The sequence below is a fragment of the Erwinia sp. PsM31 genome (assembly GCF_030433775.1).
GTDB lineage: Bacteria > Pseudomonadota > Gammaproteobacteria > Enterobacterales > Enterobacteriaceae > Erwinia > Erwinia aeris.
Genome location: NZ_JARUWZ010000020.1, coordinates 22224 through 40325 on the forward strand (window position 1 = coordinate 22224; position 18102 = coordinate 40325).

At 57.4% G+C, this 18102-nt stretch carries 20 protein-coding genes; 5 read left to right on the forward strand and 15 right to left on the reverse strand.

Features of this window, described 5'->3' with window-relative positions; all coding sequences use genetic code 11:
• The first annotated feature begins 148 nt into the window (after positions 1 to 148).
• Positions 149 to 1447 (forward strand): hypothetical protein, encoded by a 1299-nt coding sequence (locus tag QCD69_RS15200; protein WP_253458896.1) that lies wholly within the window; start codon positions 149 to 151, stop codon positions 1445 to 1447.
• Between the two features lie 67 nt (positions 1448 to 1514).
• On the opposite strand, the gene rpoS is transcribed toward QCD69_RS15200, so the two are convergent.
• The 13 genes from rpoS to cysG all read right to left on the reverse strand — a co-directional run bounded on the left by rpoS (position 1515) and on the right by cysG (position 12720).
• The gene (rpoS, locus tag QCD69_RS15205) at positions 1515 to 2507 is read right to left on the reverse strand and encodes an RNA polymerase sigma factor RpoS (RefSeq protein ID WP_125287448.1); all 993 of its coding nucleotides are present in this window, start codon (positions 2505 to 2507) and stop codon (positions 1515 to 1517) included.
• Between the two features lie 51 nt (positions 2508 to 2558).
• The gene (gene nlpD, locus QCD69_RS15210) at positions 2559 to 3626 is read right to left on the reverse strand and encodes a murein hydrolase activator NlpD (RefSeq protein ID WP_301252622.1); all 1068 of its coding nucleotides are present in this window, start codon (positions 3624 to 3626) and stop codon (positions 2559 to 2561) included.
• A 156-nt stretch (positions 3627 to 3782) separates the two neighbouring features.
• Positions 3783 to 4409, reverse strand: a complete 627-nt coding sequence (locus QCD69_RS15215; RefSeq protein WP_301252623.1) for a protein-L-isoaspartate(D-aspartate) O-methyltransferase — start codon at positions 4407 to 4409, stop codon at positions 3783 to 3785.
• The gene (surE, locus tag QCD69_RS15220; protein WP_125287445.1) at positions 4403 to 5164 is read right to left on the reverse strand and encodes a 5'/3'-nucleotidase SurE; all 762 of its coding nucleotides are present in this window, start codon (positions 5162 to 5164) and stop codon (positions 4403 to 4405) included. The genes QCD69_RS15215 and surE overlap by 7 nt, the downstream gene beginning before the upstream one ends.
• 77 nt (positions 5165 to 5241) lie before the next feature.
• A complete protein-coding gene (truD, locus tag QCD69_RS15225) occupies positions 5242 to 6279 on the reverse strand; it encodes a tRNA pseudouridine(13) synthase TruD (RefSeq protein WP_301252625.1) in 1038 nt (345 codons plus the stop codon).
• On the reverse strand, positions 6279 to 6758 hold the full coding sequence (gene ispF, locus QCD69_RS15230; RefSeq protein WP_125287443.1) for a 2-C-methyl-D-erythritol 2,4-cyclodiphosphate synthase: 480 nt from the start codon (positions 6756 to 6758) through the stop codon (positions 6279 to 6281). The genes truD and ispF overlap by 1 nt, the downstream gene beginning before the upstream one ends.
• Positions 6758 to 7468 carry a 2-C-methyl-D-erythritol 4-phosphate cytidylyltransferase gene (gene ispD, locus QCD69_RS15235; protein ID WP_301252626.1) on the reverse strand — a complete coding sequence of 237 codons (711 nt, stop codon included), beginning with the start codon at positions 7466 to 7468 and terminating at the stop codon, positions 6758 to 6760. The genes ispF and ispD overlap by 1 nt, the downstream gene beginning before the upstream one ends.
• 3 nt (positions 7469 to 7471) lie before the next feature.
• The gene (gene ftsB, locus QCD69_RS15240) at positions 7472 to 7777 is read right to left on the reverse strand and encodes a cell division protein FtsB (RefSeq protein ID WP_125287441.1); all 306 of its coding nucleotides are present in this window, start codon (positions 7775 to 7777) and stop codon (positions 7472 to 7474) included.
• Between the two features lie 202 nt (positions 7778 to 7979).
• The gene (locus QCD69_RS15245) at positions 7980 to 8297 is read right to left on the reverse strand and encodes a DUF3561 family protein (RefSeq protein ID WP_253458885.1); all 318 of its coding nucleotides are present in this window, start codon (positions 8295 to 8297) and stop codon (positions 7980 to 7982) included.
• 56 nt (positions 8298 to 8353) lie between these two features.
• Positions 8354 to 8959, reverse strand: a complete 606-nt coding sequence (cysC, locus tag QCD69_RS15250; RefSeq protein WP_301252628.1) for an adenylyl-sulfate kinase — start codon at positions 8957 to 8959, stop codon at positions 8354 to 8356.
• Complete coding sequence (gene cysN / locus QCD69_RS15255) at positions 8959 to 10386, reverse strand: sulfate adenylyltransferase subunit CysN (protein ID WP_301252630.1); 1428 nt, start codon at positions 10384 to 10386, stop codon at positions 8959 to 8961. Before cysN ends, cysC begins: the two co-directional genes overlap by 1 nt.
• Before the next feature lie 9 nt (positions 10387 to 10395).
• Entirely contained in the window at positions 10396 to 11304 is a 909-nt protein-coding gene (gene cysD / locus QCD69_RS15260; RefSeq protein ID WP_253458879.1) for a sulfate adenylyltransferase subunit CysD, read from the reverse strand.
• A gap of 9 nt (positions 11305 to 11313) precedes the next feature.
• On the reverse strand, positions 11314 to 12720 hold the full coding sequence (cysG, locus tag QCD69_RS15265; protein WP_253458876.1) for a siroheme synthase CysG: 1407 nt from the start codon (positions 12718 to 12720) through the stop codon (positions 11314 to 11316).
• Positions 12721 to 12972: 252 nt separating this feature from the next.
• On the opposite strand from cysG, the gene QCD69_RS15270 reads away from it, so the two are divergent.
• From QCD69_RS15270 to QCD69_RS15285, 4 genes are all read left to right on the forward strand, one after another.
• Entirely contained in the window at positions 12973 to 13971 is a 999-nt protein-coding gene (locus tag QCD69_RS15270; RefSeq protein WP_301252632.1) for an aminopeptidase, read from the forward strand.
• 8 nt (positions 13972 to 13979) lie between these two features.
• Positions 13980 to 14264 carry a YciI family protein gene (locus QCD69_RS15275; RefSeq protein WP_125287434.1) on the forward strand — a complete coding sequence of 95 codons (285 nt, stop codon included), beginning with the start codon at positions 13980 to 13982 and terminating at the stop codon, positions 14262 to 14264.
• 149 nt (positions 14265 to 14413) lie between these two features.
• Positions 14414 to 14803, forward strand: a complete 390-nt coding sequence (locus QCD69_RS15280) for a hypothetical protein (RefSeq protein WP_301252633.1) — start codon at positions 14414 to 14416, stop codon at positions 14801 to 14803.
• A gap of 17 nt (positions 14804 to 14820) precedes the next feature.
• On the forward strand, positions 14821 to 15366 hold the full coding sequence (locus tag QCD69_RS15285) for a hypothetical protein (protein WP_301252634.1): 546 nt from the start codon (positions 14821 to 14823) through the stop codon (positions 15364 to 15366).
• Positions 15367 to 15612: 246 nt separating this feature from the next.
• Here QCD69_RS15285 and cysH read toward each other — a convergent pair whose 3' ends face one another.
• Positions 15613 to 16344 carry a phosphoadenosine phosphosulfate reductase gene (cysH, locus tag QCD69_RS15290; protein WP_253458870.1) on the reverse strand — a complete coding sequence of 244 codons (732 nt, stop codon included), beginning with the start codon at positions 16342 to 16344 and terminating at the stop codon, positions 15613 to 15615.
• A 12-nt stretch (positions 16345 to 16356) separates the two neighbouring features.
• Positions 16357 to 18072 carry an assimilatory sulfite reductase (NADPH) hemoprotein subunit gene (gene cysI / locus QCD69_RS15295; RefSeq protein WP_253458867.1) on the reverse strand — a complete coding sequence of 572 codons (1716 nt, stop codon included), beginning with the start codon at positions 18070 to 18072 and terminating at the stop codon, positions 16357 to 16359.
• Between the last annotated feature and the right edge of the window lie 30 nt (positions 18073 to 18102).

Below are 18102 nucleotides of genomic sequence, written 5' to 3' on the forward strand. Positions count from 1 at the left end.
TTAAGCGCAGGCCCGCCTCACGCGGGCCTTTTCTTTGCAATGGAACTATCCCCCTCCTCTCTCCCACGTAATGACAGTGATAAAGCGTTAGCGGTCTGCATCGCGCCGTTTTGTCCGCGTCATTTCATCTAATCCAGTGGAGAGTGTCATGAATTTAAGAGTGAATCCCGTTGGGATAAACAGCGAGGCGATTAACGCGGGACAGTTCTCCGCGCGCCCGGGTAAAGCGCAGAACGGCAGCCTCGCCGCAGCACCGGAAAAGTCCAGTCTGTTGCAATACGGCGGCGCGCAGGGCACCACTACGCAGAAAAGCTCTACGGCCTCGCTCAGTGCCGATTATAAAACGCTGATCGATTCGCTGTTAAAGCAGGGCAAGGAGGAGCTGAGCAAGCTCAAGGAGCAGCTGGCGCAGCAGCAATCTTCAGGCACCGGCGCGCAAAACGGCTCCCCTTCCGCCAAAAACACGCAGAACGTGATGTCGCAGCTGCAAATGCTGCTCGACAGCATTACCAAACTGCTTAAACAAAGCCAGGAGAGCCAGCAGTCGTCCGGCAACAGCAGCACAACCGATACGCAACTCAGCAGCGCGCTGTCTCAGCTTAAGGAGCTGCTCTCTTCGCTGGGTGCGACGGCCACAGGCGCAACCGGGACTGCCGATGCGAACGCCGGCGGGCAGACGATGCCAGCCAGCGAAAAGGACACCAGCGTTCCGCCTTCCAGCAGCACGCTGTTTAAAAACATGGATGGCGACAACCGCACCGCCGATCAAATCATCAACGAGAACCCGGTGTTGAAAAACCTGGGCAATCAGAAAGATATCAAGCAGAGCGAGCTGAAAAAGCAGTTCGGCGACTGGACGGCCAATAACCCGGACGAGAAAAGCCGGGCGCTGGCCGCCAAAAACATGTCTTACTTTTTAAATAACGTTAAGGCGCTGGATAACCGGGAAGGCGGCGATCGCGGTAAAATCTCCACTAACGGCAAAATCGAAGGCCTTACCAAAAGCGGCGATGCCCGTCACGGGACGGAAGCGGCGATCGTCAAAGACGTGGCGGAACAGGGACTGGATAAAGCCTTTCCCAAAGACGGCCGTTTAACCACCACCAACGACGAAATGGTCAACCTGAACGGCACCAATAAAAGCGGTTTTCAGGGCATTTGCCTGAAGCTGGGCAAGGCGCTGGCCTTTATTCCTGGACTCAGCAACGTGCTGACCGGGATGGGTCGCGCAGAAAGTACCAATCCGTGGGATGTGATCAAAGGCGGCATCGTGGGCGGCGTGAAAACCGCGTTTGACGCGCTAAAAGGCATGGCGCAAGGGCTGTTGACCGGCAAAGTTACGCCGATGCAGATGTTGATGAGCGCTTATAAAGGCGCGGTAATGGATACCTATGCGATGCAGGATGTGAAATCCGACGCAAAAGAGAAAGTTAAGGAAGTTGTCTGATTTACAGGCAATAAAAAAGCGGTGGTTTGCACCACCGCTTTTCGCTTTCACTCTTTAAGCGCCCGCATTATTCGCGAAACAAGGCTTCAATGTTCAGTCCCTGAGCCTGCAGAATTTCCCGCAGACGACGAAGACCTTCAACCTGAATCTGGCGAACACGTTCACGGGTCAGACCGATTTCGCGACCCACATCTTCTAACGTTGCCGCTTCGTAGCCTAACAGGCCGAAACGACGCGCCAGCACTTCACGCTGTTTGGCGTTCAGTTCGAACAGCCACTTGACGATGCTCTGCTTCATGTCATCGTCCTGGGTGGTATCTTCCGGACCGTTGTCTTTCTCGTCGGCCAGGATATCCAGCAGCGCTTTCTCAGAATCTCCGCCTAACGGCGTGTCAACTGACGTGATGCGTTCGTTGAGGCGCAGCATACGGCTGACGTCATCAACGGGTTTGTCCAGCTGTTCGGCAATTTCTTCCGCGCTTGGCTCGTGATCCAGCTTGTGGGCCAGTTCGCGGGCGGTACGCAGATAGACGTTCAGCTCTTTAACAATGTGGATTGGCAGACGGATGGTACGGGTTTGATTCATGATCGCCCGTTCAATCGTCTGACGGATCCACCAGGTAGCGTAAGTAGAGAAACGGAACCCACGTTCAGGGTCAAATTTCTCTACCGCGCGGATCAGGCCCAGGTTACCTTCTTCTATCAGATCCAGCAAAGCCAGACCACGATTGCTGTAACGACGGGCGATCTTCACTACCAGACGTAAGTTACTTTCAATCATGCGGCGACGAGACGGAATGTCACCACGCAGAGCACGACGAGCGAAGAAAACTTCTTCCTCTGCCGTAAGGAGCGGTGAATAACCGATCTCCCCCAGGTAGAGCTGCGTCGCATCCAAAACACGTTGTGTAGCGCCTTGTGACAACAGCTCTTCTTCAGCTATATCGTTATCAGCAGGTTCATTTCCGACAAGAGCCTTCTCATCAAAAATCTCAGCTCCGTTTTCGTCGAATTCCGCGTCTTCATGTAACTCATTAACTTTCAGCGTATTCTGGCTCATTAGCGGCTCCTACCCGTGATCCCAGGGCAGAACAACCAGGGTTCTGCCGGTTTATCGCTGCGGCAAATAGCGCAACGGGTTTACGGATTTCCCCTTGTAACGAATTTCAAAATGCAATCTAACCGAACTGGTGCCGGTACTGCCCATTGTCGCAATCTTCTGACCCGCTTTTACTTCCTGCTGCTCGCGGACCAGCATCGTGTCGTTATGGGCATATGCACTCAGGTAGTCATCATTATGTTTGATGATAATCAAGTTGCCATAACCGCGCAGCGCATTCCCGGCATACACAACGCGCCCTGAGGCGGTTGATACAACGGGCTGTCCTCGCGATCCCGCGATATCGATACCTTTGTTGCCGCCTTCGGAAGCAGAAAAGTTATCGATAATCTTCCCGTCGGTCGGCCAACGCCAGCTGCCTACCGGAGTAGAGCTATTCGTTGTGCTGCTGACGGTCGGAGCACTTACCGGCGCTGTCGTCGTTGCGACAGTATTTGTACCGGCTGAAGGTAACATTTTACCCTCACTTGGTTTACCTGAATCCTCAGAATACGTAATAACCGGCTGACGTGCAACCGTTGTGCTCTTCATTTGCGCAGTGGTCGGCTGAGTGGGCACGCCGCCCGCCGTTGCATCCGCTGCGGTGATGGCATTGCCGCCGGTCAGGGTGCCGCCGGAGCCGTTACTAACCTGCAACTGCTGGCCCACATTGAGGCTGTAAGGCGCAGAGACGTTATTTCGTTCGGCTAAATCACGGAAATCGTTGCCGGTAATCCAGGCAATATAGAACAGCGTATCGCCGCGTTTAACGGTGTAAGTTTCGCCGCTGTAGCTACCTTTCGGAATATTCCCATACGAGCGGTTATAGATGATACGCCCATTTTGCGTAACAACATTTTCACTTCTGCCGCCGCTCGCTGCGGGCGCGGCGCGGCCGGAGCCGGAGGCTATCGGCGGTGGCTGGGTGATTAATCCCCCGCCGCTGTTGGCGCTGCCGTTGCCGCCTACCGAGCTGATTGGCGCCTGTGCGTTATCGCTGGAACAGCCAGCTAACCAAAAACCAACGAGTGAAACCGCCGCAATACGGCGTAATTTTACTACCGGGCTTCCCGTGCTCATTTATATCCCCCGCTACGGCAAAACTGTGCGGCCGCGCTCGGCTAAACCTGCGCCAGCAGCATTAAATTCTGAATAGATTGAATAGTAACAATATCGGCCGTCGCGTGCCATTAACAGATAGAAGCCATTAACAGATGCGTACAATTGGCCGGGCGCTCAGGCCAGATCGCCCTGCACCAGCGGCACAAATCGCACCGGCTCAATGGTTTCCACCAGAAATTCGCCGTTTTTACGGGTGATGCGCTTGAGCTGCTGCTGTTCGTCGCCGACCGGCAGCACCATGATGCCGCCTTCATCAAGCTGGTTCATCAGCTCGACCGGGATCTCCGGCGGCGCAGCGGTAACGATTATCGCATCGAAAGGGCCGCGCGCCGGCCAGCCCTGCCAGCCATCGCCGTGACGGGTGGAAACATTGTGCAGATCGAGCTGCTTCAGCCGCCGTTTCGCCTGCCATTGCAGGCCTTTGATACGTTCGACGGAGCAAACATGCCCGACAAGATGCGCGAGGATAGCGGTTTGATAGCCCGAACCGGTGCCGATCTCCAGCACGCGCGACTCGGGTTTCAACGCCAGCAGCGAGGTCATTTTCGCCACGATATAGGGTTGGGAAATGGTTTGCCCGGAGCCAATCGGCAGCGCCGTATTGTCCCAGGCTTTATGCTCGAAAGCTTCATCAACGAAACGCTCGCGCGGCACCGCTTCAATCGCCTTCAGCAAGGCTTCATCCGTAATGCCCTGGTGGCGCAGCTGGTCCAGCAGCGTTTCAATGCGGCGGTTTACCATTCGTTTTCAACTCCCGAACTGGCTAACCATGAAGCAACGACCTCCTGCGCGCCATGCGCGGTGAGATCGACATGCAGCGCGGTTACCGACACGTAACCTTCTTCGACGGCGGCAAAGTCCGTATCGGGACCGGCGTCGAACTTTTCACCCGGCGGGCCAATCCAGTACAGCGTATGGCCGCGCGGATCCTGTAGCGGGATAGCCTGATCGCTGGGATGACGGCTGCCGCAGCGGGTCATGCGGATACCTTTAATTTCGCTGAGCGGTAAATCCGGCACGTTGATGTTCAGGATCCGGCCGGTGCGCAACGGCTCGCGCTGCAGCGCCCGCAGCAGAGAACAGGTTACGGCGGCGGCGGTGTCGTAATGCTGATGCCCGTCCAGCGAGACGGCCAGCGCGGGCAGGCCCAGATGGCGCCCTTCCATCGCCGCCGCCACGGTGCCGGAATAGATGACGTCGTCGCCCAGGTTCGCTCCCGCATTAATGCCGGAAACGACGATATCCGGTTTGGGGCGCATCAGCGCGTTCACGCCCAAATAGACACAGTCGGTTGGCGTACCCATCTGTACCGCAATATCGCCGTTGGGATAGCTGAAGGTACGGAGCGGCGTTTCCAGCGTCAGCGAGTTAGATGCGCCGCTGCGGTTGCGATCCGGCGCCACCACCTGCACCTCTGCAAACTCGCGCAGCGCGGCCGCCAGCGTCTGAATACCCGGCGCGTGGATACCGTCATCATTACTCAGCAATATTCGCATCTGGAATTTAACCCCTTCTTTTCAATCTGTTGGGTATCATATCATCCCCGACCGCCGCCGGGGCGCGCCTTTTGCGCCTATTCCGCTACGTCCGCCTCGCCGTCCGGCTGGTTAAGCAGTTCGCGCACCAGGCTGGTGGCAAAACTGCCCGCCGGCAGCCAGAAGGAAAGCTCGACGGTGACATCATCCCACCAGCTCCAGCGCAAATCACGCGGCACCACCAGCGCGGCGCGGCGAGCCGCCTCTACGCGCTCGCGCGCCAGCAGCGCAATCAGCGCCGTTTCGTGCGCCAGGCTTTGCTGCTCAAACGCCAGCGCCTCGCCCTGGGTGCCCGGATCGCCGCTGCCCGGCAGCGGTGCCGTCACGCGCAGCTCGTTATTCTCCGTGCGCGCCTGCAGCCCAGGCAGCTCTTCTTCGGCGGCCACAAACCAGCTGCCGCGTCCGGTAAGCTGCAACGCATCGCCCGGCATCACGCGGGTCAGCGATCCCATTTTACTCAGGCGATCGCTGACGACCTGATTAAACAGCGCGCTGCGCGCGGCGGAAAGTAAAAAGCTGCGCTTGTTGCGCTCGCGCACGCGGATCTCATCCGCCGCCCAGCGCTGCGCCATAATCAGGTTGTTGTTGGCATGGCCAAAGCGCTGCTCGCCAAAATAGTTCGGGAAACCGCCCTGCGCTATCTGCTGCAGACGCTGCTCAACGGACGCCCGGTCGGAAATCTGACGCAGGATAAGCGTAAAGGCATTGCCCTGTAGCGCGCCGGTACGCAGCTTACGACGATGCCGCGCGCTCTCCAGCACTTCACAGCCTTCCAGCTGAAAAGCGGTAAAATCCGGCGTCTCTTTGCCGGGCACGCGCAGGCAGAACCACTGCTCGGTCACGGCGTGACGATCTTTCATGCCGGCAAAGCTGACGTCGCGCGGATGAATTTTAGCGAACTTTGCCAGCGCCTCGGCCACAAAGCGGGTATTGCAGCCGTTTTTACGAATGCGCACCAGCACCTGTTCACCGTCGCCGTCCGGCCGGTAGCCCAGATCTTCGATCACCACGAAATCTTCCGGGTTCGCTTTGACCACGCCGCTGGCGGCGGGCTGCCCATAAAGCCAGGCGGTCATTAAGCGTCAGCCTTGATCAGCAGCGCAACGGCTTCACAGGCGATGCCTTCGCCACGGCCGGTAAAGCCCAGCTTTTCAGTGGTGGTCGCTTTCACATTGACGCAGTCCATATGGATGCCCAGATCTTCCGCGATATGAATGCGCATCTGCGGCACGTGCGGCAGCATTTTCGGTGCCTGGGCGATAATAGTCACGTCGACGTTACCAACGCGATAGCCTTTTTTCTCAATCTGGCGCCAGGCTTCACGCAGCAGCTCGCGGCTGTCTGCCCCTTTATAAGCCGCGTCGGTATCGGGGAAAAGCTTGCCGATATCGCCCAGCGCCGCCGCGCCCAGCAGCGCATCGGTCAGCGCATGAAGCGCCACGTCGCCGTCGGAATGGGCCAGCAGCCCTTTCTCATAAGGAATTCGCACGCCGCCAATAATCAGCGGGCCTTCGCCGCCAAACGCGTGTACATCAAAACCGTGGCCGATACGCATTATGCGCTCTCCTTATTATGTAATTGAGTCAGGTAAAAAGCGGCCAGCGCCAGATCTTCCGGTCGCGTCACCTTGATATTGTCGCTGCGGCCGACGATCAGTTCGGGATGATAGCCGCAATATTCCAGCGCGGAGGCCTCGTCCGTGATGGACGCGCCTTCCTGCAGCGCCCGCTGCAGACAGTGACGCAACAGCTCCAGCGGAAACAGCTGCGGCGTCAGCGCGTGCCAGAGCGCCTCCCGCTCCACCGTATGGGCAATTGCCGGCGAGCCGGGTTCCGCGCGCTTCATGGTGTCACGCACGGGCGCGGCCAAAATGCCGCCGATGCGGCTGGTCGCGGTAATCGCCAGCAGGCGGTGTAAATCGTCGGGATGCAGACAGGGACGCGCCGCGTCGTGCACCAGCACCCAACGGGCCTCTGGCGCGGCTTGCAGACCGGCCAGCACCGAGTCGGCTCGTTCTTTGCCGCCGGCGACCCAGCGCACGCGAGGATCCTTAGCGACCGGCAGCGTAAAGAACCAGGGATCTTCTGGCGTGATAGCCACGATAATCTGATTGACCTGCGGATGCGCCAGCAGGCCGTCAATGGCGTGCTCAAGCACGCTCTTGCCGTTAATGCGAAGATATTGCTTAGGACAGGCCGCCTGCATCCGGCTGCCGACACCGGCAGCGGGCACAACGGCAATCACCTCAGTACCTGCGATAGTCATGTTTTATCGTTGTTGATTGGCCTGCGCGTTTTTACTGCGATCCGGCACAAGGCGATAGAAGGTCTCACCGGGCTTGATCATGCCCAGCTCATTGCGCGCGCGTTCTTCGATAGCTTCGGAACCGCCATTCAGGTCATCGATTTCCGCAAACAGCCGATCGTTGCGCGCTTTTAATTTGGCGTTACTGCTCTGCTGCACCGCAACATCGTCGTTAACGCGCGTATAGTCATGTAGGCCGTTCTTGCCCAGCCAGAGCGAATATTGCAGCCAGCCGAGTAGTACAAGTAACAGCAGCGTAAGTTTTCCCATCCCCGCCCCCTGAAAAACGGCTCAATCATCCCATAACTTTTCTCCCGACTCCACTGCGGCCTTGAAATAGCCGCCGTTTGGCGAATTGGTGAGCGTTCCACGGGGCTAAACAGCGTCGTCAGGCAACCTTCTGTTACCACCGGGCGCATTCAGACATCAGATTTTGCCCACGGGCGGGCAAACCTTACCACAATGAGGGCGATTACCAACCGCTCAGCAGCGTAAACAGCAGCCAGAAAAGGCCTATAACCACCACGACGGTGAGCAGGAGCGTCCAAATCAGATGGCCGCGCAGCAGCACGCTGGCGATAATACCGACCAGAACGGAAACGGGCAGCAGCGCGAGAAAGAAGGGCCAGGTATAGAGGAAGAAGAACAGCGTGTTAGAGCCGTAAAGCATAAAAGGGATCGCGAGCGCGAACCAGTAGCAGGCAAAGCCTGCCACTCCACCGGGAAACGACCAGGAAGACTCTTCCTGACCGTCATCTTTGCGGGCCAGCATGGGCGTAACGTTATGCATAAGTATCCTGTTGACGCGTAATACGGCCCGCTCTGAGGCGTTTTGCCGCGGCTATCTCAGGCTTTGATAATATCGCGGTCACGCAGCAGATCTAACACTTGAACCCGTAAATTTGTTACCAATTGTTCGCCATCCAGGCGGATTTCCGGACGTTCCGGCGCTTCATAAACGGCGTCAATGCCGGTGAAATTACGCAGCTCGCCGGCCCGCGCTTTTTTATACAGGCCTTTGGGATCGCGCGCTTCGCAGATAGCCAGCGGCGTGTCGACAAAGACTTCAATAAAGCGCCCTTCCCCAACCATGTCGCGCACCATCTGCCGCTCTTCCCGATGCGGAGAGATAAAGGCGCTCAGAACGATCAGGCCCGCATCGACCATCAGCTTTGCGACTTCGCCGACGCGCCGGATATTCTCTTTACGATCGGCGTCGCTGAAGCCCAGATCGCGGCAGAGGCCGTGACGCACGTTGTCGCCATCCAGCAGATAGGTGCTGACGCCAAGCTGATGCAGCGCCTGCTCCAGCGCGCCCGCCACGGTGGATTTACCGGAGCCGGAAAGCCCCGTAAACCACAGCACCGCGCCCTGATGACCGTGCAGCTGCTCGCGCTCCGCACGCGTTACCGCGTGCGCATGCCAGACGACGTTTTCATCGTGAGCGGCCATTATTGACCGCCTGAAATATCGCGAGCGCCCCAGTGCGGGAAGTGGCGACGCACCAGCGCGTTAAATTCCAGTTCAAAAGCGCTGAAATCACCGGTCGCCTGCGCCGCTTCCTCGTTCGGTTCGCGGATCATGCCTGCGCCGACGGTAACGTTGCTCAGACGGTCAATAAAGATCATGCCGCCGGTAACCGGATTCTGCTGGTATTTATCCAGCACCATCGGCTCGTCAAAGGTCAGATCCACCAGGCCGATGCCGTTCAGCGGCAGGTTTTCCACCTGACGCTGGGCCAGGCTGTTGATTTCCACCTGATACTGAATTTTTTCGACGCGCGCGCGGGTTTTCTTGCCGGCGATTTTAATATCGAAGCTCTGACCCGGCGCCAGCGGCTGTTCCGCCATCCATACCACGTCCACGCTGGCGGCCTGCACGGGCTTCAGCTCTGTACTGGCATCTACCAGCAGATCGCCGCGGCTGATATCGATTTCGTCCTTCAGCACCAGCGTAATCGCTTCGCCAGCCTGCGCTTCCTGCAAATCGCCGTCAAAGGTCACGATGCGGGCGATGGACGATTCCACGCCGGATGGCAGCACCTTCACGCGCTGGCCGACCTGTACCGTTCCCGACGCCAGGGTGCCCGCATAGCCGCGGAAATCCAGGTTAGGTCGGTTGACGTACTGCACCGGGAAGCGCATCGGCTGCTGTTCCACCACGCGCTTGACCTCGACGGTTTCCAACACGTCCAGCAGCGTCGGGCCGGTGTACCAGCCCATCGCCTCGCTCACGGAAGCGACGTTTTCCCCTTCCAGCGCCGACAGCGGCACAAAGCGGATATCCAGATCGTTCGGCAGCTGTTCGGCAAAATCCAGATAGTCCTGTTTGATTTGCTCGAACTTCTCTTCGCTGTACTCGACCAGATCCATCTTATTAATAGCCACCACCAGGTGCTTGATGCCCAGCAGCGTGGAGATAAAGCTGTGACGACGCGTCTGATCCAGCACGCCTTTACGGGCGTCGATCAGCAGAATGGCCAGGTCGCAGGTTGATGCGCCTGTCGCCATATTGCGGGTGTACTGCTCGTGCCCCGGCGTGTCGGCAATAATAAATTTGCGCTTTTCAGTGGAGAAATAGCGATAGGCCACGTCGATGGTGATGCCCTGTTCCCGCTCGGCCTGCAGGCCGTCCACCAGCAGCGCCAGATCCAGTTTCTCGCCCTGGGTGCCGTGACGCTTGCTGTCGTTGTGCAGCGAAGAGAGCTGATCTTCATAAATCTGGCGCGTGTCGTGCAGCAGGCGGCCAATCAGCGTGCTTTTGCCGTCGTCGACGCTGCCGCAGGTCAGAAAACGCAGCAGGCTTTTGTGCTGCTGAGCGTGCAGCCAGGCTTCCACGCCGCCCTGGTCGGCAATTTGTTGTGCAATGACGTTGTTCATCTCGGCTCCTTAGAAATAACCCTGGCGTTTCTTCAGCTCCATCGAGCCGGACTGATCGCGGTCGATCACGCGCCCCTGACGTTCGCTGGTGGTTGAAACCAGCATCTCTTCGATGATCGAAGGCAGCGTCTGCGCTTCAGATTCCACCGCGCCGGTTAGCGGCCAGCAGCCCAGCGTACGGAAACGCACCATCCGCTCCTCAATCTTCTCGCCAGGCTGTAAATCGATACGGTCGTCGTCAATCATCATCAACATGCCGTCGCGTTCCAGTACCGGACGCTTAGCGGCCAGATACAGTGGAACAATGTCGATATTTTCCAGGAAGATATATTGCCAGATATCCAGCTCGGTCCAGTTAGAGAGCGGGAAAACGCGAATGCTTTCGCCTTTATTGATCTGGCCGTTGTAGTTGTGCCACAGCTCAGGACGCTGGTTTTTCGGATCCCAGCGGTGGAAACGGTCACGGAAGGAGTAGATACGCTCTTTCGCGCGGGATTTTTCCTCGTCGCGACGCGCGCCGCCGAACGCGGCATCAAAGCCGTATTTGTTCAGCGCCTGCTTCAGCCCTTCGGTTTTCATAATGTCGGTGTGCTTGGCGCTGCCGTGCACGAAGGGATTGATGCCCATCGCCACGCCTTCCGGGTTTTTATGCACCAGCAGCTCGGCGCCAATCTCTTTTACCGTACGGTCGCGGAATTCGTACATTTCACGAAATTTCCAGCCGGTATCCACGTGCAGCAGCGGGAAAGGCAGCGTGCCCGGATAGAACGCTTTACGCGCCAGGTGCAGCATCACCGAAGAGTCTTTGCCGATAGAGTACATCATGACCGGATTGCCGAACTCTGCCGCCACTTCACGGATGATATGGATACTTTCCGCTTCCAGTTGACGCAGGTGGGTGAGTCGTTTTTGATCCATAACTTTTCCTCAAGCCAAATTCACAACGGCGGACGCCCGCTGCGCTGAATGTTGAAACCACGCCAGCTGCTGATGCAGGTTGACCACTTCCCCTATCACTAACAGGGCGGGCGTTGGCGCACGTTGTGCCAGTTGTTCTAATTCCTGTAGCGTGCCGGTCAGCACCTGCTGATCCTGACGCGTGCCGCGCCCGATCACCGCTACCGGCGTTTGCGCGTCGCGGCCATGGGCAATAAGCTGCGCCGAGATTTCGGCGGCTTTTACCGTGCCCATATAAATAGCCAGCGTCTGCCGCGCGCGAGCAAGCGATGGCCAGTCCATCTCTTCGCCGTCGGCCCGGCAATGGCCGGTGATAAACAGCACGCTTTGCGCATGGTCGCGATGCGTCAGCGGAATGCCGGCATAGGCCGTCGCGCCTGCCGCTGCGGTCACGCCCGGCACCACCTGAAAAGGAATGCCCGCCTCAACCGCCGCCTGAAGCTCTTCGCCGCCGCGACCAAAAATAAAGGGATCGCCGCCCTTCAGGCGCACAACCCGCTTGCCCTTCTTCGCCAGCTCGACCAGCATCCGGTTAGTCTCTTCCTGCGGCACGCTGTGCGCGCTGGCGCGCTTGCCCACGCAGATGCGGTCGGCGTCGCGTCGGACTAAATCCAGCACCTCGTCGCTGACCAGATGGTCGTACAGCACCACGTCCGCCTGCTGCATCACCTGCAGCCCGCGCAGCGTCAGCAGGCCGGCATCGCCAGGCCCCGCGCCGACCAGGATAATTTCGCCCTGGCTCGCCTCCGGATCGTCCAGCTGGCGAGCCAGCGTCTGTTCCGCGCCCGTCAGATTGCCGGAAGCGACCTGGCTGGCGAAAAGACCGTTAAACGCCTTTTCCCAGAAGCGGCGGCGCTCTGACATTTTGCTCAGCCGCTGCTTAACTCTGTCGCGCCAGCTGCCGGCCAGCGCGGCCATCTGCCCCAGATGGGCGGGCAACAGAGACTCAAGCTTTTCACGCAGCAGGCGCGCCAGTACGGGCGCCGTGCCGCTGGAGGAAATAGCCACGACCAGCGGCGACCGGTCGACAATAGAAGGGAAAATAAAAGAGCATTTAGGCTGGTCATCGACCACGTTAGCCAGCAGCCTGCGCTCGCTGGCATCGTCAAAGACGCGGCTGTTCAGTTCGCCGTCGTCGGTGGCGGCAATCACGAAATAGACCAGGTCGAGCTGGGCGCTCTGATAGTCGCGAGCAATCCACTCGACTTCACCGCTCTCCTGCAGCGCCGTCAGCTCTTCACACAGTTCGCGTGCGGCAATCTGCACCCGCGCGCCTGCGCGACGCAGCAGTTCGATTTTGCGCGCGGCTACGTCGCCGCCGCCAACCACCAGCACCGGTTTGTTTCGGATGTCTGCAAAAAGGGGAAGATAATCCACGTCAGCCTTGCTAAATAACAAAAAGTTAACGCGACTATAGGGCGGCGGCGGAGGCTTATGAAATTACTAATTGGAATGAGTAGTTACCGAATGGAATAACGTTACGGTAAAGCTACGCACAAAATGTGCTTAGCGGAGCGATTTCAGGGGCTTTCAGAAGGATTGTAATTGTGCGGAGCCCGTCACACTTTCATACTGGGACAGCAAAATATTTTCGCTGTTTCGTTACAGGATGACGATTAAGGACGTGACATGTTTTCCCGACTTTGCCTGAGCGCCCTGCTGGCGCTGGGCGTGCTTTCCCCGCTTCACGCCGCGACCAATGAAGGTCAGCTTGCCGAACAGCAGCTGCGCCATATCGCGACTTACTTTCCAGGGCGTATGGCTGGCAGTCCTGCCGAGATGTTAAACGCCGACTATCTGCAACAGCAGTTTCAGCAGTGGGGCTATGAGAGCAATAAAAGAGATTTTACGGCGCACTATCACTATAAATCACAGGATGGCCGCGTTAGCGATCGCAGCGTTATCGCGACATCGGTTATCGCCGCCCGCGCAGGCGAGGTGCCGCAGCAGATAGTTATTCTGGCGCAGGCCGATACCTGGCTGCCGCTAAGCGACAGCGATCGGCAAAAAAATCGCGGCGGCCTGACTTTACAGGGCGCGGACGATAACGCTTCCGGGGTGGCGGTGATGCTGGAGCTGGCGGAGCGTTTACAGTCGATGCCGCTGCACTACAGCCTGCGCTTTGTGGCGCTAAGCGCCTCGGCGCTGCATGGCGAAGAGGATTATCTCGCCCGCATGAAGCCGGAAGAGAAAAAGAACACGCTGCTAGTGATAAAACTAAACGATCTGCTCGTGGGCAACCGGCTCTGGTTCAACAGCGGCACCAACACGCCTGAACCGGTGGCGCGGCAGACGCGCGATCGGGCGCTGGCGCTGGCGCGCTCGGCGCATATTCCTGCCGCCACGCTGGGCAAAGCGGTGAAAAATGAACCGGCGGTAGAGACGTTTGATAAGGCAGGCATTCCGTTGCTGAGCGTTCGCGCCGCCAACTGGGATAAAAAAGGCCATCGGGTGCATACCAGTAACGCGCATTTTCCGCAGGGAAGCTGTCAGCAGCAGGCCAGCTGCGATAACCTTGCCTGGATCGATCGCTGGCTGCCTGGCCGCATCACGCACCGCACGCGCGACAGCGTGAAAATCCTGCTGCCGCTGATCCGCGAGTTAGCCAATCCTCAACCTGAAGCTTAAGGAAGCCTATGTACATTGTCAGTCTGACCTATAACCGCCCGATGCCGGAAGTGGAAGCGGCGCTGGATGCGCATATCGCCTGGCTGGATACTTACTTTGCCGACGGCACCTTTATTGCCGCCGGACGTAAAGATCCCCGTACTGGCGGCGTGATCCTGATAAAGGATATCGATCGCGCTCGGCTGGATCGTATTCTGGCAGAGGATGCTTTTCAGAAGGTGGCGGATTACGAGGTCACTAAAGTGAACGTCACGCGCGGTTCGGCGGACTTTTCTGCGCTGGTGGGACTGTAGGTTTTCGGGAATAAATCAGGGCTGACTCGCATAATAAAGCTTTCGTCATCCCTGATGGAGGCTTTGCTTAGCGAGGTATTGTTAGCATAAATAAATTAGCCTACGATACCCTCATCGTGGTGATTAAATCGCCAATTAAGGAGGGATCTATGAAATATCATCCACCTGAAACGAAACAGCTAACGCCGGAGCAGCGCAAGCTATATCTTAAAATTCAGGCTGAAGAAAATGCTGAAGAGAAACGTTATGCGTCCGATCCTGTCTTGCTGAAACAGGCAGAGGCCTATCACAGAGAGCTGGAACGTATGGTTGAAGAGCGTGCCCAGCCCAAATTTTTACTGCCCGCCTCGAAGGTCAACCAGAGCGTAGCTTCTGGCCATCATGCCATTGATGCGAGCGTTGAGTATTCAGACATTCTGGATCCAGATTCCGCCAGTAAAGGATTTAACCAGTCCGTTCGTGTTCACACTCGCAATAAAAAAGCTTCAATTGCTGTTCATGCCGCTCTTGTGGCCAGCAAGAATAATAAAAAATTCTGAAAGGGAAAGTCAGAAAAATGGTTGCAACAAGGGTAGCAATAACCCCAACATCGAAAATTGAAATCGTATTAGCGCCACAGTTTGAACACGGCGACCGCAAGCAAATTTTAGGTATACCAGGTGAAGCAGCCAACGATATATTTTTAACGGATTTGCCTCAAATGGATGATAACAGCCGTGCATCGTTTGATTATCTTATCCAACAGTTGGCTGAAGAGCTGGATCAAGAAGGCAGAAACAAACCTTCATGGTGTAAGACCAACGGAATGCGTTACGCAGGCGCCGACATCTATGCGCTTTATGACGTATGGCATTACCATAGCGGAAATTGGGATGCGGCACAGGGTCGTTCTGTTTATATTCCTACCGATAGTGGTCATACAAAAGTAAAAGATCTACAGCCCAACCCGTTAGGCATGACCAGCGGGCCTTGCATTCATTTTGCCTGGGAAAATAACGATAAGCGAGTACGGATCCTGGCTTATAGCAAAAGGCATACGCCATACTTCCGGGCATCAGAGCCGGGAAATAATCTTACCTCAAGGATCCTTGCTCCCCTCTGAGCAAAAAGTCATGTTATGCGGCGAACTACCTTATCTGGTTCAGCGTGCGTCAGACAGTATAGCCGCAGCAGTGATAAACCTACGTAAGCTCTTGCAGTACCAAACCTATAGAAAACTGCTGGATATCTGCTTCAGCGGCGCCAAAGAAAACTATCGCTGGGTATGGATGTGTAATAAAGACAAGGATTGGCGGGTTTTAATAATTTGTTTGTAATGAGGGCGGAAGATAACCTCCGCCCTTTAACGTTATTCGTGCAGGCCGCACTCGCGTTTCAGGCCGAAGAAGCGCGTTTCTTCTTCCGCCATGCCCGGCTCCCACTTCCGCGTGGTGTGCGTATCGCCAACCGACAGATAGCCCTGATCCCACAGCGGATGATAGCCCAGGCCGTGCTCCTTCAGATACTGATAAACCTGGCGATTGTCCCAGTCGATAATCGGCAGCACCTTGAACACGCCGCGCTGAATAGCCAGCACCGGCAGATGGGCGCGGCTGCTGGACTGATCGCGACGCAGACCGGCAAACCACGTCTGCGCATGCAGCGTTTCCAGCGCGCGGTTCATCGGCTCAACTTTGTTGATCTCGTTGTAGCGTTCGATACCTTCCACGCCCTGCTCCCACAGCTTGCCGTAGCGCGCTTCCTGCCACGCCGCGCTCTGTTCGGCGCGGAATACCTTCAGGTTCAGACCGAGCTTATCGGTCAGCTCGTCAATAAACTGATAGGTTTCCGGGAACAGATAGCCGGTATCGGTCAGGATCACCGGAATATCCGGCTTCGCCTGGGTCACCAGATGCAGACTCACCGCCGCCTGGATGCCAAAGCTGGAAGAAAGCACCGCCTCGCCGGGCAGATTTTCGAGCGCCCAAATAACGCGATCCTGTGCCGACAGCTTTTCCAGCCTGGTGTTGATTTCCGCCAGCGCCATTACGCGTTCGACTTTGGGTAGTGCATTCAGTGCCGAGAGATCGAGTACAGCCATTTCGCGCCTCCGTTATGCCCAAAAATCGCGAGCCGGATCGAGAACAGGTTCCACCACGCCAGCGCGGATAGTGAAATCGCCAAAGCCTTCGTCCGCTTCGCGTTCTTTTGACCAGCGACCCAACAGATGATCGAGGGTAGTTAAAATTTCATCTTCGGTAATGTTTTCACGGTACATACGCGGGATGCGCGTGCCGATGCGGTTGCCGCCCAGATGCAGGTTATAGCGCCCCGGCGCTTTGCCGACCAGGCCGACCTCGGCCAGCAGCGCGCGGCCGCAGCCGTTAGGACAGCCGGTCACGCGCAGGACGATATGCTCATCGCCCACGCCGTGCGCCGTCATCAGCTCTTCCACGCGGGTCACGAACGACGGCAGAAAACGTTCGGCTTCCGCCATCGCCAGCGGACAGGTCGGGAACGCCACGCAGGCCATCGAGTTTTCGCGCTGCGCGGTGACGTTTTCCATCAGGCCGTGCTCGCGGGCCAGCGCTTCGATCGCCGGCTTGTGCGCTTCCGGCACGCCCGCCACAATCAGGTTCTGATTGGCGGTCAGGCGGAAGTCGCCTTTGTGCACCTTCGCAATTTCGGCCAGGCCGGTTTTCAGCGGACGGCCCGGATAGTCCAGCAGGCGGCCATTTTCAATAAACAGCGTCAGATGCCAGTTGTTATCAATCCCTTTCACCCAGCCGAAACGGTCGCCGCGCGTGGTGAATTCATAAGGGCGGATCGGCTCGAAGGTCAGGCCGGCGCGGCGCTCCACTTCCTGCTTAAAGGTTTCCACGCCCACGCGCTCCAGCGTGTACTTGGTTTTGGCGTTTTTACGATCGGTACGGTTGCCCCAGTCGCGCTGCGTGGTGACGACCGCTTCCGCGACGTCGAGGATTTTTTCGACCGGCAGATAGCCAAACTCGCTGGCGGTGCGCGCGTAAGTCGCTTTGTTGCCGTGATCGATAGACAATCCGCCGCCCACCAGCAGGTTAAAGCCGACCAGCCTGCCGTTCTCGGCAATAGCAATAAAGTTCAGATCGTTAGCGTGCAGATCCACATCGTTATGCGGCGGCACCACTACGGTGGTTTTAAACTTACGCGGCAGATAGGTTTCGCCCAGGATCGGCTCTTTATCCGTGGTGGCGACCTTTTCCTGATCCAGCCAGATTTCCGCATAGGCGCGGGTCTGCGGCAGCAGATGCTCGGAGAGTTTTTTCGCCCACTCGTAGGCTTCCTGATGCAGCTCGGATTCTATCGGGTTCGAGGTGCACAGCACGTTACGGTTCACGTCGTTCGCCGTTGCCAGCGCGTCCAGGCCGACTTCGCTCAGCATCTGGTGAGCAGGCTTGACGTTGCCCTTCAGGATGCCGTGAAACTGGAAGGTCTGGCGGTTGGTCAGACGAATGCTGCCGTAAATCGTGTTGTCCGCCGCGAACTTATCGATAGCCAGCCACTGCGTCGGCGTAATGATGCCGCCCGGCAGACGGCAGCGCAGCATCATCGCGTGACGCGGCTCCAGCTTCTGCTCGGCGCGCTCGGCGCGAATATCGCGGTCGTCCTGCTGGTACATGCCGTGGAAGCGGATCAGCAGAAAGTTGTCGCCGGTGAAACCGCCGGTCAGGCCGTTATCTAAATCTTCCGCGATGGTGCCGCGCAGATAGTTGCTCTCTTTTTTCAGGCGCTCGGCGTCGGTCAGCTTGCCTTCAACCACCAACGGGCCAGGATGTTTTTCATTGCTCATAAGGCTTTCTCTTTAATATTCGTTAGTGCC